The following is a 13,948-nucleotide window of genomic DNA, read 5'->3' on the forward strand; positions in this document are numbered from 1 at the left end:
CGCCGTGATTGCGGTTTTGTATGTTGCTTATATGGGGGTTATTTGCTGGGGGCGCCCCGCGGGGTGTCCGACGCGCCCGCCGGGGGCGCGCGGGGCCCTCCTGGTGTCACGACGGTCGGACCGTCCGGGCTAGCGCGGGAACAGGTCCCGGTAGGAGCCCTGCGTCTGCACGTTCAACTCGCCGACCCGGACGAGCTTCGCCGTCGCCGTCCGCGGGTCGCGGATGTCGAGGACGTCGAAGCCCTTGGCCATGTCGGACGAGAAGATGTAGCCGTTGTAGTAGTACGCCGACCACGAGCCGCCGCCCGCGCCGTTGGGCAGCGGACCGCGCTCGAACCAGCCGATCTCCTTGGGGTTGCGGGAGTCGGTGAAGTCCCAGATCGAGATGCCGCCCTGGTACCACGCCTGGACCATGATGTCGCGGCCCTGGACCGGGATCAGCGAACCGTTGTGCGCCACGCAGTTCTCCGTGTCGCCCTGGGTCCGGGAGATCTTGTAGTACGAGCGGAACTCCAGCTCGCGATCGTCACCGCGACCGGTGATGTCGTAGATGCCGTCCGCGCCGCGGGTCGGGCCGATCTTCTCGTTGCAGGTCGGCGCGCCGCCGCCACCGAGCTCGTCGGTGAAGACGACCTTGGTGCCCTCGTTGTTGAAGGTGGCCGAGTGCCAGAACGCGAAGTTCACGTTGTCCTGGACGCGGCTGATCTCGCGGGGCTTCTCCCGGTCGGAGATGTCCCACAGCACGCCGTCGCCCATGCAGGCGCCGGCCGCGAGGTCCTTCGACGGGTACACGGTGATGTCGTGGCAGCCCGAGGTGGCGCGGACGTAGCCGTCCTCGATGGTGCCGTCACGGCCGGGGTTGCCGCCGTCCGGGAACAGCACGGTCTCCGACAGCACGGAGGCCGACGCCGGGTCCTTCAGCGGCACCTTGACGATGCTGATCAGGTCGTGCGGCGTCTTGCAGTCGGGGAAGGTGTCGTTGGGGCCGTACGACGAGACGTACAGGTAGGCGTTCTTGCCCTTCTTGTCCGGCACCAGCGTGTGCGTGTGCGAACCGCACTTGGTCTCGACCGCGGCGACGTACTTCGGGTTCTTCTTGTCGCTGATGTCGAAGATCTTGATGCCCTCCCACGCGTCCTTGTTGGTCGCGGAGAGCGGCGTGCTGGCGCAGGAGTTGTCGCTGCGCGACGAGTCCGTGGACAGGAAGAGCAGGTTGTCCTTGACCGAGATGTCGTTCTGCGAGCCCGGGCACCAGACCGTGCTCACGATGGACGGCTTGTGCGGCTGGCGCACGTCGTAGATGACGAAGCCGTCGTAGTTGCCGTCGAACGCGTAGCCGTTCTGGAACGCCAGGTCGGACCACGTGGACGAGGCGGTGAACGGGGCCGGCTTCGGCAGGTTCGCCAGGTGCTTGACGTTGCGGCTGTTGCGGATCTCGTCGACGCCGGGGATGCCGGTGGCCGGCTGCTCCTGGCTCGACAGCTGGGTCTCGGACAGTCCGGCCAGGTCGGCGTCGTCCGGCGCGGCGGTCGCCTGAGGCGCCCAGGCCACGACCGACAGGCTCAGCGCGAACGCCCCCAAGACCGCGGCCGGCGTTCTGCGCCGGCGGGTCAAATCGCGTACTTCCACTTCAGGTTCCCCTTCCAACCCACTGCAGGGCCCGCAGTATCACCCCTTCGCATGGCTAAGGACCAGACCCGATCGTCGGAAACTTTCTCCGCTTCCGGCCGGTGGAACGGCCGGGTACGTTGACGGCCGACCGGAGGTTCTAGGGGGTAGCGGGATGCGGATGGTGTTCGTCGCGGTGTTGGTGGCCGTCCTCGCGGGCTGTACGTCCCAGTCGGACGACCAAGCTCCGATCATTGCGCCGCAAGGGCCGGGCGAGCAAGCGAAAACCCTGGCCCCGGAGGATTTCGGCACGGATCGGTGGGTCGCGCCGAGCGAGGCGGACCTGAAGTACGTCGCCGGCATGATCGTCCACCACAAGCAGGCGCTGGAGATGACCGCGCTGGCGCCGGAACGCGCGCAGCACGAGACGGTGCGCGGCCTGGCGTCGCGGATCCACGACACGCAGGGCCCCGAGATCGCGGCGATGGAGCAGTGGCAGCGGCAGTACGCGGAGAGCGCGCCCGCGCACGGCCACACCGCCGACCTGCCGGAGGTCGACCACGGCTCGATGCCCGGCATGGCGACCGACGAGCAGCTGGCCGCCCTGAAGGCCGCCCGTGGCGCGGACTTCGACCGGCTCTTCCTCCAGTTGATGATCGCCCACCACGAGGGCGCCGTGCGGATGGCGGTCGAGGTGCTGTCCTCGGGCAGCGACGTGCGGGTCGAGGAGATGGCCAACGACGTCTCCGTCACCCAGACCGACGAGATCGAGCGGATGAGGGCGATCACGATCCCCTGACCGCGGTCACGGGCTGAGCAGCAGGTCTTCCGACGGTCGGAAGGTCTCCGCCGCGTTGCCCGTCACGTGGCGGGCGATGCCGGCGTTGCGCCGGTGCGCCTCCTTGAAGGAGTCCGACGCGACCCAGGCGCGGAAGTCGTCCTCGGTGTCGAACTCGTTGACCGACACGTACGGCTGGTCGGGGCGCGTGGGGCGCAGCAGCGTGCTGCGACGCAGGCCCGGCACGCCGGGCAGGTGCTCGCGCATGGAGCTCCGGAAGTGCGCCTCGAACTCCTCGGCGCGTTCGGCGGGGACGAACAAGCGGTTGGTCGCGATGAACACCCGGCACCTCCGTGGTTCCCGACGCTGCGTAGGGAACTATTCCAACGGTGCGTAGGCAAGGCAAGGGCTAGGATCGGGCGAGTGCCCAGGATCAGCGCCGACACGCTCGCGGAGCACCGCGCGAACCGGCTGCGGGCCCTGCTGGACGCGGGGCGCGACATCGTCGCGTCGGAGGGCGCGGACGCGCTGACCCTCGCGTCGCTGGCCCGTCGCGTCGGTCTGTCGCGGCCGAGCCTGTACGAGTACTTCCGCTCCCGCGAGGAGCTGGTCGCCGCGATCGTGTCCGACGAGCTGCCCGAGTGGGGCCGCAGGCTGGCCGAGGCGGTGCGCTCGGCCCACGGGCTCGAGGCCAAGGTCGAGGCCTACCTCCGCACCGAGCTGGAGATCATCGCCGACGGTCGCCACGGCGCGGTCGTCGCCCTCTCCGCCCACGCGCTGCCCGACGCCGCCCGCAGCGCGATCCGCGCCGAGCACGACAAGCTGCTCGCCCCCTTGGCGGACGTCCTCGCCGAGGCCGGCATCCCCTCACCGGGGTTGCGGGCCGTCCTGGTCCACGGCGCCGTCGAGGCCGCCTCCCGCACCCTCCGCCCCGGCGACACCGCCCACAACGACCAGGTCGTCACGGCCCTCGTCACCCAGGTCCTCCACGGCCTCCACCCCTGACCCCTGTCTCGGACCCCCGGGCTCAACGCTCAGGGTGCGTCCCTGAGGGTGGATCAGGGTGGTCTACGGGAAGATCAACCGATCGGTTGATGCGAGGTGTGGCCCGCCGTGTGATCCGGTCGAACGCCCCGGCGACGACGCTGGTGGCATGGCAATCATCGAGGTGGTCGACCTCGTCAAGACCTACGACCGGAAGGTCGCGGTGGACGGTGTCTCGTTCTCCGTCGACGAAGGGGAGATCTTCGGGATCCTCGGCCCGAACGGGGCCGGGAAGACCACGACCGTCGAGTGCATGGAGGGTTTGCGCTCCCCGGACGGCGGCACGATCCGGGTCGACGGGCTGGACCCGCGACGTGACCGGGCGGAGTTGCGCACGCGACTCGGCGTCCAGCTCCAGCAGAGCGAGCTGCCCGACCGCATCCGGGTCGGCGAGGCCCTGGACCTGTACGCGTCGTTCTACCGCGACCCGGCCGACTGGCGGGAGCTGCTGGCACGCCTGGGCCTGGCCGACCGCGCCAAGACCGAGTACCGCAAGCTCTCCGGCGGCCAGAAGCAGCGCGTCTCCATCGCGCTGGCGCTGATCGGCAAGCCCAAGGTCGCCGTGCTGGACGAGCTCACCACGGGCCTGGACCCGCAGGCGCGCCGCGACACGTGGAGCCTGGTCGAGCAGGTCCGCGACGCCGGCGTCACGGTCGTCCTGGTCACCCACTTCATGGAAGAGGCCGAGCGGCTGTGCGACCGGATCGCGGTGATCGACGCGGGCAAGCTCGTCGCGGTCGACAGCCCCGCCGGGCTCGTGTCCCGCGTGGACGGTGAGCAGCGGGTTCGGTTCCGGCCGACCGCGCCGCTGGACGTGAAGCTGCTCGAAGAGCTGCCCGAGGTCTCGGACGTCGAGCAGCACGGTCCGCAGCTCGTCGTGACCGGCACGGGCAACCTGCTGCACGCCGTCACGTCCGTCCTCGCCCGCAACCAGATCGTCGCCGCCGACCTGCGCATCGAGCAGGCCGGCCTGGACGACGCCTTCATCCGCCTCACCGGCCGCGCGCTCACGGAGTAGCAGAATGCTGAAGATCGTCAACACCGAGTGGAAGCTGTTCCTGCGCGAGCCGAGCATGGTCGTGTTCGCGGTTCTCTTCCCCACCATCCTGCTCCTGGTGCTCGGCGCGATCCCCGCGCTGCGCACCCCCGACCCGAACTTCGGCAACCAGCGGTTCATCGACGCCTTCATGTCGTCGCTGGTCGTGACCACGCTGGCGTTCCTCGGCCTGAACAAGCTGCCCGCCACGGTCGCCACCTACCGCGAGAAGGGCGTGCTGCGCCGCTTCTCCACCACCCCGGTCCACCCGGCGCGCCTGCTGGTGGCGCAGGTGCTCGTCAACCTGGTCGCGGGCGTGATCGCGATCGTGCTGCTCGTGGTCGTGGCCCGGGCGGTGTTCGACATCGACCTGCCGCACCACCCGCTCTGGTTCCTGGTGACGTTCCTGCTGGGCATGCTGTCGCTGTCGGCCATCGGCCTGCTGGTCGCGGCCTGGGCGCCGAGCGCGCGGTCCGCCGGCGGGTGGGCGACCGTCGTGTTCATGCTGGTCATGTTCTTCGGCGGCGTGTACCTGCCCCGGTTCCTGCTGCCGGACTTCCTCAACGTCATCGGCGCGTACCTGCCGCCGGGCGTCGAGGCGTTGCAGCAGTCGTGGCTGGGCGCCGCCCCGGACCCCGTCCACCTCGGCGTGCTGACGCTGGTCACGGTGGTGGCGGGTACCGTCGCGGCGAAGTCGTTCCGCTGGGAGTAGGAGTTGCGCGCGATGGACGTGCTGGACGCGTGGGAACGGCGGCTGGACGTCGCCGGGCACGTCATCCCGTACTTCGTGCTCGTGCTGACGACCGGCATGTACCTGGTGGTCGGGACGGACTCCGGCTCGACCACGGCGGTCAACGTGGGGATCGCGGCGGCGACCGGCCTGTGGATGCTGTGGTGGCACACCCTGCACCCGGGCTGGCGCTCCCGGACCGGCCTGATGGCGCTGTTCTTCGTCGGGATCCTGGTCTCGTACGCGTTGCTGGGGCTGCGCGACCCGATGTTCGGCTTCTTCTCCTTCGCCGGGTACATCTACGCCATCGACGTGCTGCCCGGCCGGTGGAAGCTCGTCGGGGTGTCGGCCACCGGTGTCCTCGCGGCGACGTCGCTGTACGGCGGCTTCCCGCCGGCGGAGCTCGGGCCGATCGTGGTGTACCTGTTCATCGTGGTGTTCATCGTCGTCATCGCCTGCACGTTCACCGCGTTCGGCCACATCACCTCCGAGCAGTCCCGGCGCCGCAAGGAGCTGGTCGCCGAGATGGCGGCGATGATGAAGGAGAACGCCGGCCTGCACGCCCAGCTGCTGATCCAGGCCCACGAGGCGGGCGTGCTGGACGAGCGGCAGCGGCTGGCGCGGGAGATCCACGACACCCTCGCCCAGGGCTTCGCCGGCATCATCACGCAGCTCCAGGCGGACGAGGACCCGCCGCGGCACGTCGAGACGGCGTTGCGGCTGGCGCGGGAGAACCTGGCCGAGGCCCGTCGCTCGGTGCACGCCCTGCGCCCGCCCGCGCTGGTGGACGCGAACCTGCCGGACGCGCTGGCCGAGGTCGCGGCGGGGTGGACGGACCAGACGGGCGTGGCGGCGTCGATCAGCACGACGGGCGCGGCACGGCCCCTGCACCCCGAGGTTGAGGTGACGTTGCTGCGCGCCGCGCAGGAGGCCTTGTCGAACGTCGCCAAGCACGCGCGCGCGTCGCGGGTCGGGCTGACGTTGTCGTACATGGAGGACGTGGTGACGTTGGACGTGCGGGACGACGGCGCGGGGTTCGACCCGGAGGCGAGGACGGACGGGTTCGGGCTGGTCGGCATGCGCCAGCGGGTGTCACGCCTGGCGGGCGCGCTGGTGGTGGAGTCCGAGCCGGGCGGCGGCACGGCGGTGTCCGCGTCGGTGCCCGCGATCCCCGCCGAGGTGGCGCCGTGATCCGCGTGGTGATCGTGGACGACCACCCCGTCGTGCGCGACGGGCTGCGCGGGATGCTCGCGAGCGCCGGTGACGTGGACGTGGTGGGCGAGGCGGCGGACGGCGCGGAGGCGGTCACCGTGGTGCGGGCACTGCGGCCGGACGTCGTGCTGATGGACCTGCGGATGCCCGGCGTGGACGGCGTCACGGCCATAGAGCGGCTGCGCGGCTGTCCGACGAAGGTGCTGGTGCTGACGACGTACGACACGGACAGTGACGTGCTGCCCGCGATCAAGGCCGGCGCCACGGGGTACCTGCTGAAGGACACCCCGCGTGACGAGCTGTTCCGGGCGGTGCGTTCGGCGGCCAGGGGAGAGGCGGTGCTGTCGCCGTCCGTGGCGACCCGGCTCGTGGGCCAGGTGCGGCAGCCGATGGCGGAGCCGTTGAGCGACCGCGAGGTGGAGGTGCTCGGGCTGATCGCGCGCGGGTGCACGAACCGCGAAGCGGCGGCGAAGCTCTTCATCAGCGAGGCGACCGTGAAGACGCACCTGGTGCACGTCTACGCCAAGCTGGGCGTGAAGGACCGCGCCGCCGCCGTCGCGGTGGCCTACGAGCGGGGACTGCTGGGCGCCTGACCCGGGGCCAGGTAGGCCCGCCAGTCGCCGATCCGGGTGATGTCCGTCAGCTCCGGGCTGTCGAGGCAGGCGTCCCGCAGCACGGTGGCCAGCGCGGCGCTGCCGTCCGCCAGCTCGATCACGCCGAGCTCCAGCTCCGGCGGCTCGGCGGGCAGCAGGTGGTCGCGCAGCACGGTCAGCGGCACGTCGTACAGCTCGCCCACCACGCGGCCCGAACCGGAGGCGTGCATCGCGGGGAACCGGTCGCCCACGGAGAAGTAGCGGTACCTGGGGGCACTGCGCGCCACGCACAGCAGCGGCGTCCCCTGCAACTGGTGGTGCAGCGGGCCGCCGCGCATGCCGCCGCCGTTGAGGAAGATCAACGCCATCGTGGGCCTCCTTGCGGATCGGGGAGTAGGTCCAGTTGCCGGGCACTTGTCCACAGTCGCGAAGACAGGTCGGGCATCGCGCACCAAGACGTGGTACTCCAGGAACTTCGTGGTAGAGCCGCGATCGAGCGCGGTCGACGGCGCGGAGCACCAGCGCTCGCGGAGCCGTTCCCCGTTACTCCACAAGGGAGTTGTCCACAACCGAGGAAGAAGTTGCTGCGAAGGTCGGGAATCGCACCGAACCTGGGCCCATGGCCAACGACCACGACGACACCACCGGACGCCCTTCGACCGTGAGATCGACCGCGAGCGGCCCGGTCCACGCCGGCACCGAAGCGGCCGACAAGCGCACCCCACCCTCCCTAACGCAGGACGGCGGTGAACCCCTCGACCCCGAAGTACAGGACGAACAGCACCGCGATCACGGTCATCAGCCAGCCGACCGAGCGCCACTGGCCCTTGCAGGTCTTGATCACCACGTACGACACGAGGCCCGCGCCGATGCCGTTGGTGATCGAGTAGGTGAACGGGATCACGGCCGCGGTGAGGAACACCGGGATCGTGTAATCCGCGTCGTCCCAGGGGATCCGCCGGCACTGCGCCATCATCAGACCGCCGATCACCACGAGTGCCGGTGCGGCGGCCTGCGCGGGCACCACCGCCGCGAGCGGGGTGAAGAGCAGGGTGGCGGCGAGCATCGCCCCGGTCACCACGCTCGCCAGACCGGTCCGGGCCCCTTCGCCGACGCCCGCGGCCGATTCGAGGAACACCGTGTTGGGCGACGACCCGGTGACCCCGCCCGCGACCGCGCCGAACCCGTCGACCAGCAGGATCCGACCCATGCCCGGCACCTTGCCGTCCCGGGTGAGCCCGGCCTCGTCGGACACGGACGTGATGGTGCCCATGGCGTCGAAGAACCCGGACAGCACCAGCGTGAAGAGGAACACCGTCGCGGTGATCGCGCCCGCCGAGGCGAACCCGCCGAACAGGTCCACCTCGCCGAACAGCCCGAAGTCCGGCGCGGCCACCACCGAGTCCGGCACGTCGGGCGTCACCAGGCCCCACCCGGGCACGTCGAACACCGCGTTCACGACCACGGCCAGCACGGTGGCCACCGCGATGCTGATCAGCACCGCGCCGGGCACCCCGCGTGCCATCAGCACGATCATCAGCAGCAGGCCGAGGCAGAACACCGCGATCGGCCAGCCGACCAGGTGGCCGTCCAGCCCCATCCGGACCGGCACGGTGGAGCCGGCCGCGTCCGGCGTCCGGGTCACGAACCCGGCGCTGACCAGGCCGACCAGCGCGATGTAGAGGCCGATGCCGATGGTGATGGCGGTCTTGAGCGGCGCGGGGATGGCGTTGATGATCCGTTCCCGCACCCCGGACGCGGCCAGCACGACGATGCACAGGCCCTCCAGCACCACGAGCCCGAACGCCTGCGCCCAGGTCATGGTCGGCGCGAGCTGGAAGGCCACCACGCCGTTCACCCCGAGGCCCGCGGCCAGCGCCAGCGGCGCGTTGCCGACGACACCCATGAGGATCGTCATCACGCCCGCGGCCAGCGCGGTCGCCGTCGTGACCTGTTCGACGGTGAGGCGGGCGCCGGTGATGTCGGCCGAGGCGCCCAGGATCAGCGGGTTGAGCAGGACGATGTACGACATCGCCACGAAGGTGGTGATACCGCCGCGCACTTCCCGGCCGATGGTGCTGCCGCGCGCACTGACGCGGAAGAACCGGTCGAGTCGGGTGGTCCGCGTGGGGATGCCATCGGTGATCCGGGTCATGACGTCCTTCCCATGCCGGTGGGCGCGTTCGGCCGGGCGAGGCCGTCGAGCACGGCCCCGCCGAACGCGTTCGGGTCGGTGTTCTCGGTGCTCCGGTCAGCACCAGCGGCTCGTGGCCGCGCCGGGATCCGCCGCCTGCTCCGGTTCCGCCTTCCGGGTTTCCTCCGGCTAGTAGTCGACGCGGTCGGTCCGGGACAGCCACGCGGTGAACGGCGCGGTGTCCTCGCCCGTGGAGACCTGGTGCACCGGCAGGCTCCACGTCTCGCGCGGGCGGCCGAACAGCTCGTAGAACTCGCGGTCGTCGAAGCCGGCCGCGGCGGCGTCGTGCCGGTCCGCGGCGTAGACGACCCGGTCCACCCGCGCCCACAGCGCCGCGGACAGGCACAGCGGGCACGGCTCGCAGGAGGACACGAGCACGCAGCCGGTGAGCCGGAAGTCGCCGACGACCCGGCACGCCGCCCGGATGGCGACCACCTCGGCGTGCGCGGTCGGGTCGAGCGTCGTGGTGACCTGGTTGGTGCCGGTCGCGATCACCTCGCCGGCCCGGATGATCACCGCGCCGAACGGGCCGCCGCCCGCGGCGACGTTGCGGGTGGCGAGGTCGATCGACTCACGCAGCCAGGCGTGGTCGGGGGACACGGACGTGGTCATGGGGTGCTCCTCAGGGCGTGCGCGAGCGCGCCACGGCGGCCGTGGCGGGTGCGCGGTTCGGTGCGGGGGCCTGTGCGGGGGTCAGGTGCCGGTGATGTGCTCCGGTCGCACGGGCACGCGGGTCAGGGCGAGGCCGGTGGCGGCGCGGATGGCCGCGACGATGGCCGGGGTGGACGAGATGGTGGGCGGCTCGCCGACGCCCCGCACACCGTACGGCGCGTTCGGGTCGGCGAGTTCCAGCACGTCGATGCTCATCGGCGGCATGTCGAGCACGGTCGGGATGAGGTAGTCGGTGAACGACGGGTTGCGCAGCTTGCCGCCCTGGGTCTGGATCTCCTCCATCACCGCGAGGCCGAGGCCCTGCGCCGACCCGCCCTGGATCTGGCCGAGCACGGCCTGCGGGTTGAGCGCCTTGCCGACGTCCTGCGCGCAGTCGAGCTCGACCACCTTCACCAGGCCGAGCTCCACGTCCACGTCCACCACGGCGCGGTGCGCGGCGAACCCGTACTGCACGTGGGCGTTGCCCTGCCCGGTCTCCGGGTCGATGGGCTCGGTGGCGCGGTGCCGCCACTCCACCGTCTCGTCGATCACGTCGTCGCCCAGCAGTTCGACGAGGTCCACGGTGGACGGGTCGCGGCCACCGGCGAGCTTGGTCAGCTTCTCCCGCACGGCAGCGCACGCGGCCTTCACCGCGCCGCCGGTCACGTAGGTCTGGCGGGACGCGGAGGTGGAGCCGCCGTTGCCGATGGTGGTGTCCATCGGCAGGATCGTCACCCGCTGCACGCCCAGCTCCGTGCGCACGATCTGCTGCATGATCGTCACCAGGCCCTGGCCGACCTCGGCCGCCGCCGTGTGCGCGAGCGCGGCCGGTTCGCCGTTGATGACCTGCAGCCGGACGCGGGCGGTGGAGTAGTCGTCGTAGCCCTCGGAGAAGCAGATGTTCTTGATGCCCACGGCGTACCCCACGCCGCGCACCACGCCTTCGCCGTGGGTGGTGTTGGAGACGCCGCCGGGCATGTCGCGCAGGTCGACCGCGGTCGCCTGCGGTGGCATGGGCTTGTCCTTCACCAGCTTCAGCAACTGCGCGACGGGCGCGGCCGAGTCGACCACCTGACCGGTCGGCATGACCGAGCCCTCGCTCATCGCGTTGACGATCCGCACGTCGACCGGGTCCATGCCGAGCGCCTCGGCGAGCTTGTCCATCTGGGACTCGTAGGCGAAAGCGGACTGCACCGCGCCGAACCCGCGCATCGCGCCGCACGGCGGGTTGTTCGTGTAGACGCCCCAGCAGTCGACCGTCACGTTGTCCACGTCGTAGGGCCCGACGCCGAGCGTCGCCGCGTTCGCCACCACGGCGGAGGTGCTGGAGGCGTACGCGCCGCCGTCGAGGTGGATCCGGGCCTTGACGTACACGAGCTTGCCGGTGCGGTCGGCGCCGTGCTCGTAGTGCAGCACCGCCGGGTGCCGGTGCACGTGGCCGTAGAACGACTCCTCGCGGTTGTAGACCATCTTGGTCGGCTTGCCGGTGCGCAGCGCCAGCAGGCACGCGTGCACCTGCATGGACAGGTCCTCGCGCCCGCCGAACGCGCCGCCGACGCCGGACAGCGTCAGCCGCACCTGCTCCAGCGGCAGGCCGAGGGCCGCCGCGACCTGGCCCTGGTCGACGTGCAGCCACTGGGTGGCGATGTAGAGGTCGACGCCGCCCTCCTCGTCGGGCACGGCGAGCCCGGACTCGGGTCCGAGGAACGCCTGGTCCTGCATGCCGACCTCGTACCGGCCGGTGACCACGACCTCGGCCCGCGCGTGCTGGTCGCCCCGCCGCACGGGCACGTGCCGCACGAGGTTGCCTCCGGGGTGCAGCGGCGTGTCGTCGATCGCCGTCTCCATGTCCACGACGGGGGTGAGCACCTCGTACTCCACCTTGATGCGCTTCATGGCGCGCTGCGCGGTCTCCGGGTGGTCCGCGCCGACCAGGGCGACCGGTTCGCCCTGGTAGCGGACGACGTCCTCGGCGAGCACCGGCTGGTCCTTGTGCTCCAACCCGTACCGGTTCCGGCCCGGCACGTCCTCGTGCGTGAGCACGGCGTGCACACCGGGCACCTTGAGCGCCTCGGTCAGGTCGATCGAGAGGATCCGCGCGTACGGGTGCGGGCTGCGCAGGGTCGCGCCCCAGATCATGTCCTCGTGCCACAGGTCCGAGGCGTAGGCGAACTCGCCCCGCACCTTGAGGCTCCCGTCGGGCCGCTGCGGGCTGGAGCCGATGCCGCCGGTCACGGCGGAGGTCAGTTCGGCGGGGGTGAGGCTCATCGCGTCCCCTTCAGTCGCTCGGCGGCGGCGCGCAGGTCGCGCGCGAGATCGGTTTCGGAGGCGGTGCGCAGCTCGCCGTCGTCCACCACGGTCCGGCCGCCCACCAGCAGGAGCTTCAGCTTCGGCAGCGGTCCGAGCACCAGGGCGGCGACCGGGTCGTCGATGCCCGCGTGGTCGAGACCGTCGAGCCGCCACACGGCCAGGTCGGCGAGCTTGCCGGGTTCGATCGAGCCGAGCTCCCGGTCGCGCCCGAGGCAGCGCGCGCCGCCCATGGTGCCCAGCCACAGCGCTTGGCGGACGTCCAAGGCCTTGGGGCCGCCGCGCTGCCTGGCCTGCAACAGGGCCTGGTGCAGCTCCTCGACCATCCCGCCGGACTCGTTGGACGCCGCGCCGTCCACGCCGAGGCCGACCGGGGCGCCGGCGTCGAGCAGGTCGCGGACGGGGGCGATGCCGGTGCCGAGCCGGCCGTTGGAGGTGGGGCAGTGGGCGCTGCCGGTGCCGGTCGCGCCCAGCCGCTTCACCGCGTCGGGCGACAGGTGCACGGTGTGCGCGAGCCACACGTCGTCACCGAGCCAGCCGAGGCGTTCGGCGTACTCGGTGGGCGTGCAGCCGTACTCGGCCTGGCACTGGTCCTCCTCGTCGACCGTCTCGGCGAGGTGGGTGTGCAGCCGGACGCCCTTGGCGCGGGCCAGCCGCGCCGCGCCGGTCATCAGCTCGGCGCTGACCGAGAACGGCGAGCACGGCCCGACGGCCACCCGGATCAGCGCGTCCGGGCTCGGGTCGTGGTGGTCGTTCACGGCCTGTTCGGTGGCGACGAGCGCGGCCTCGGTGTCCTCGACCAGGTTGTCCGGCGGCAGGCCGCCGTGCGACCGGCCGCGGTCCATCGAGCCGCGGATGGCGTGCAGGCGGAGGCCGACGCGCTTGCCCGCCTCGACCAGGGCGGCGAACTGGTCGCCGCCGTCGCGCGGGTAGACGTAGTGGTGGTCGGCGGCGGTCGTGCACCCGGTGGTCGCGAGCCTCGCCAGCCCGGCGGAGGCCGCCGAGTGCGTGATCTCGGCGTCCAGGCCGCCCCACACCGGGTACAGCGTGGTCAGCCACTCGAACAGCGTGGCGTCCTGGGCGAGGCCCCGGGTGGCCCACTGGTAGAGGTGGTGGTGGGTGTTGACCAGGCCCGGCGTGACCAGGCAGCCACTGCCGTCGACCCACGTGTGTGGGCCGGTCGGCTTGGGCGCCTGGCCCGCGCCCACCGCGGTGATCCGGCCGTTCTCGATGACGACGTGGCCGAACGCGTGCTCGGTGCCCGCGGCGTCCACCGTGGCCACCGCGACACCGTCGAGGATGGTCGGCGTCATCGGGCCGCGGCCTCCGGGTCCGCCTTGCGGGTCGCGGCCAGGCGCACGGCGTCCAGGATCTTCTCGTACCCGGTGCAGCGGCACAGGTTCCCGGCGAGGGCCTCGCGGATCTCCGGGTCGCTCGGCCGCGGCACCCGGTCGAGCAGGTCGTGCGCGGCGACCACGAGACCGGGCGTGCAGAACCCGCACTGCACCGCGCCCGCCTCCACGAACGCCTCCTGGACCGGGTCGAGCCGATCGCCCTCGGCCAGGCCTTCCACCGTCCGAACCTCGCGGTCCTGCACCTGGCCCGCGGCCACCAGGCAGGAGCACACCGGCGTGTTGTCCAGGTACACCGTGCACGAGCCGCACTCGCCCTGCTCGCACGCGTTCTTCGAGCCGGGCAGACCCAGCCGCTCGCGCAGCAGGAACAGCAGGCTCTCGCCCTCCCACACGTCGTCGGCCTGCCTCGGCTCGCCGTTCACCGTCACGTTCACGCGCAT

The 13,948-nt window shown here is 71.6% G+C and carries 14 protein-coding genes; 6 read left to right on the top strand and 8 right to left on the bottom strand.

The window, feature by feature from the left end; translation table 11 throughout:
• Window positions 1–129 precede the first annotated feature (129 nt).
• Window positions 130–1,560 (bottom strand): LVIVD repeat-containing protein, encoded by a 1,431-nt coding sequence (locus ABTZ99_RS30625; RefSeq protein ID WP_498778939.1) that lies wholly within the window; start codon window positions 1,558–1,560, stop codon window positions 130–132.
• Window positions 1,561–1,783: 223 nt separating this feature from the next.
• Here ABTZ99_RS30625 and ABTZ99_RS30630 point away from each other — a divergent pair, with 223 nt between their 5' ends.
• On the top strand, window positions 1,784–2,407 hold the full coding sequence (locus ABTZ99_RS30630; RefSeq protein WP_499616160.1) for a DUF305 domain-containing protein: 624 nt from the start codon (window positions 1,784–1,786) through the stop codon (window positions 2,405–2,407).
• 6 nt (window positions 2,408–2,413) lie between these two features.
• Here the strand turns inward: ABTZ99_RS30630 and ABTZ99_RS30635 are convergent, their stop codons facing one another.
• A complete protein-coding gene (locus tag ABTZ99_RS30635; protein ID WP_499616163.1) occupies window positions 2,414–2,728 on the bottom strand; it encodes an antibiotic biosynthesis monooxygenase family protein in 315 nt (104 codons plus the stop codon).
• An 81-nt stretch (window positions 2,729–2,809) separates the two neighbouring features.
• On the opposite strand from ABTZ99_RS30635, the gene ABTZ99_RS30640 reads away from it, so the two are divergent.
• The 5 genes from ABTZ99_RS30640 to ABTZ99_RS30660 all read left to right on the top strand — a co-directional run bounded on the left by ABTZ99_RS30640 (window position 2,810) and on the right by ABTZ99_RS30660 (window position 7,001).
• The gene (locus ABTZ99_RS30640; RefSeq protein ID WP_498778874.1) at window positions 2,810–3,391 is read left to right on the top strand and encodes a TetR/AcrR family transcriptional regulator; all 582 of its coding nucleotides are present in this window, start codon (window positions 2,810–2,812) and stop codon (window positions 3,389–3,391) included.
• A 148-nt stretch (window positions 3,392–3,539) separates the two neighbouring features.
• Window positions 3,540–4,448, top strand: a complete 909-nt coding sequence (locus ABTZ99_RS30645; protein ID WP_498778872.1) for an ABC transporter ATP-binding protein — start codon at window positions 3,540–3,542, stop codon at window positions 4,446–4,448.
• A 4-nt stretch (window positions 4,449–4,452) separates the two neighbouring features.
• Window positions 4,453–5,178, top strand: a complete 726-nt coding sequence (locus ABTZ99_RS30650) for an ABC transporter permease (RefSeq protein ID WP_498778871.1) — start codon at window positions 4,453–4,455, stop codon at window positions 5,176–5,178.
• A 12-nt stretch (window positions 5,179–5,190) separates the two neighbouring features.
• Window positions 5,191–6,387, top strand: coding sequence for a sensor histidine kinase (locus ABTZ99_RS30655; RefSeq protein WP_498778870.1), 1,197 nt, complete (start codon window positions 5,191–5,193; stop codon window positions 6,385–6,387).
• On the top strand, window positions 6,384–7,001 hold the full coding sequence (locus ABTZ99_RS30660; RefSeq protein ID WP_498778869.1) for a response regulator: 618 nt from the start codon (window positions 6,384–6,386) through the stop codon (window positions 6,999–7,001). Before ABTZ99_RS30655 ends, ABTZ99_RS30660 begins: the two co-directional genes overlap by 4 nt.
• Here the strand turns inward: ABTZ99_RS30660 and ABTZ99_RS30665 are convergent.
• The 6 genes from ABTZ99_RS30665 to ABTZ99_RS30690 all read right to left on the bottom strand — a co-directional run bounded on the left by ABTZ99_RS30665 (window position 6,974) and on the right by ABTZ99_RS30690 (window position 13,948).
• Window positions 6,974–7,369: an allophanate hydrolase-related protein gene (locus ABTZ99_RS30665; protein WP_498778866.1), complete on the bottom strand. Its 396-nt coding sequence runs from the start codon at window positions 7,367–7,369 to the stop codon at window positions 6,974–6,976. The genes ABTZ99_RS30660 and ABTZ99_RS30665 overlap by 28 nt on opposite strands.
• Window positions 7,370–7,731: 362 nt before the next feature.
• Complete coding sequence (locus ABTZ99_RS30670; RefSeq protein WP_498778865.1) at window positions 7,732–9,156, bottom strand: NCS2 family permease; 1,425 nt, start codon at window positions 9,154–9,156, stop codon at window positions 7,732–7,734.
• A gap of 168 nt (window positions 9,157–9,324) precedes the next feature.
• The gene (locus ABTZ99_RS30675) at window positions 9,325–9,807 is read right to left on the bottom strand and encodes a nucleoside deaminase (protein WP_498778863.1); all 483 of its coding nucleotides are present in this window, start codon (window positions 9,805–9,807) and stop codon (window positions 9,325–9,327) included.
• An 81-nt stretch (window positions 9,808–9,888) separates the two neighbouring features.
• Entirely contained in the window at window positions 9,889–12,114 is a 2,226-nt protein-coding gene (locus tag ABTZ99_RS30680; RefSeq protein ID WP_498778861.1) for a xanthine dehydrogenase family protein molybdopterin-binding subunit, read from the bottom strand.
• The gene (locus ABTZ99_RS30685; protein ID WP_498778859.1) at window positions 12,111–13,466 is read right to left on the bottom strand and encodes an 8-oxoguanine deaminase; all 1,356 of its coding nucleotides are present in this window, start codon (window positions 13,464–13,466) and stop codon (window positions 12,111–12,113) included. Before ABTZ99_RS30685 ends, ABTZ99_RS30680 begins: the two co-directional genes overlap by 4 nt.
• On the bottom strand, window positions 13,463–13,948 hold the full coding sequence (locus ABTZ99_RS30690; protein WP_498778857.1) for a (2Fe-2S)-binding protein: 486 nt from the start codon (window positions 13,946–13,948) through the stop codon (window positions 13,463–13,465). Before ABTZ99_RS30690 ends, ABTZ99_RS30685 begins: the two co-directional genes overlap by 4 nt.

The sequence above is a fragment of the Actinosynnema sp. NPDC002837 genome, from assembly GCF_040295345.1.
Lineage (GTDB): Bacteria > Actinomycetota > Actinomycetes > Mycobacteriales > Pseudonocardiaceae > Actinosynnema.

Excerpts from the sequence above, each read along its gene's own strand:
- ABTZ99_RS30675 (WP_498778863.1), bottom strand. The coding sequence starts at position 9,807 with ATGACCACGTCCGTGTCCCCCGACCACGCCTGGCTGCGTGAGTCGATC.
- ABTZ99_RS30665 (WP_498778866.1), bottom strand. The coding sequence starts at position 7,369 with ATGGCGTTGATCTTCCTCAACGGCGGCGGCATGCGCGGCGGCCCGCTG.
- ABTZ99_RS30655 (WP_498778870.1), top strand. The coding sequence starts at position 5,191 with ATGGACGTGCTGGACGCGTGGGAACGGCGGCTGGACGTCGCCGGGCAC.
- ABTZ99_RS30670 (WP_498778865.1), bottom strand. The coding sequence starts at position 9,156 with ATGACCCGGATCACCGATGGCATCCCCACGCGGACCACCCGACTCGAC.
- ABTZ99_RS30645 (WP_498778872.1), top strand. The coding sequence starts at position 3,540 with ATGGCAATCATCGAGGTGGTCGACCTCGTCAAGACCTACGACCGGAAG.
- ABTZ99_RS30630 (WP_499616160.1), top strand. The coding sequence starts at position 1,784 with ATGCGGATGGTGTTCGTCGCGGTGTTGGTGGCCGTCCTCGCGGGCTGT.
- ABTZ99_RS30680 (WP_498778861.1), bottom strand. The coding sequence starts at position 12,114 with ATGAGCCTCACCCCCGCCGAACTGACCTCCGCCGTGACCGGCGGCATC.
- ABTZ99_RS30690 (WP_498778857.1), bottom strand. The coding sequence starts at position 13,948 with ATGCGCGTGAACGTGACGGTGAACGGCGAGCCGAGGCAGGCCGACGAC.
- ABTZ99_RS30650 (WP_498778871.1), top strand. The coding sequence starts at position 4,453 with ATGCTGAAGATCGTCAACACCGAGTGGAAGCTGTTCCTGCGCGAGCCG.
- ABTZ99_RS30685 (WP_498778859.1), bottom strand. The coding sequence starts at position 13,466 with ATGACGCCGACCATCCTCGACGGTGTCGCGGTGGCCACGGTGGACGCC.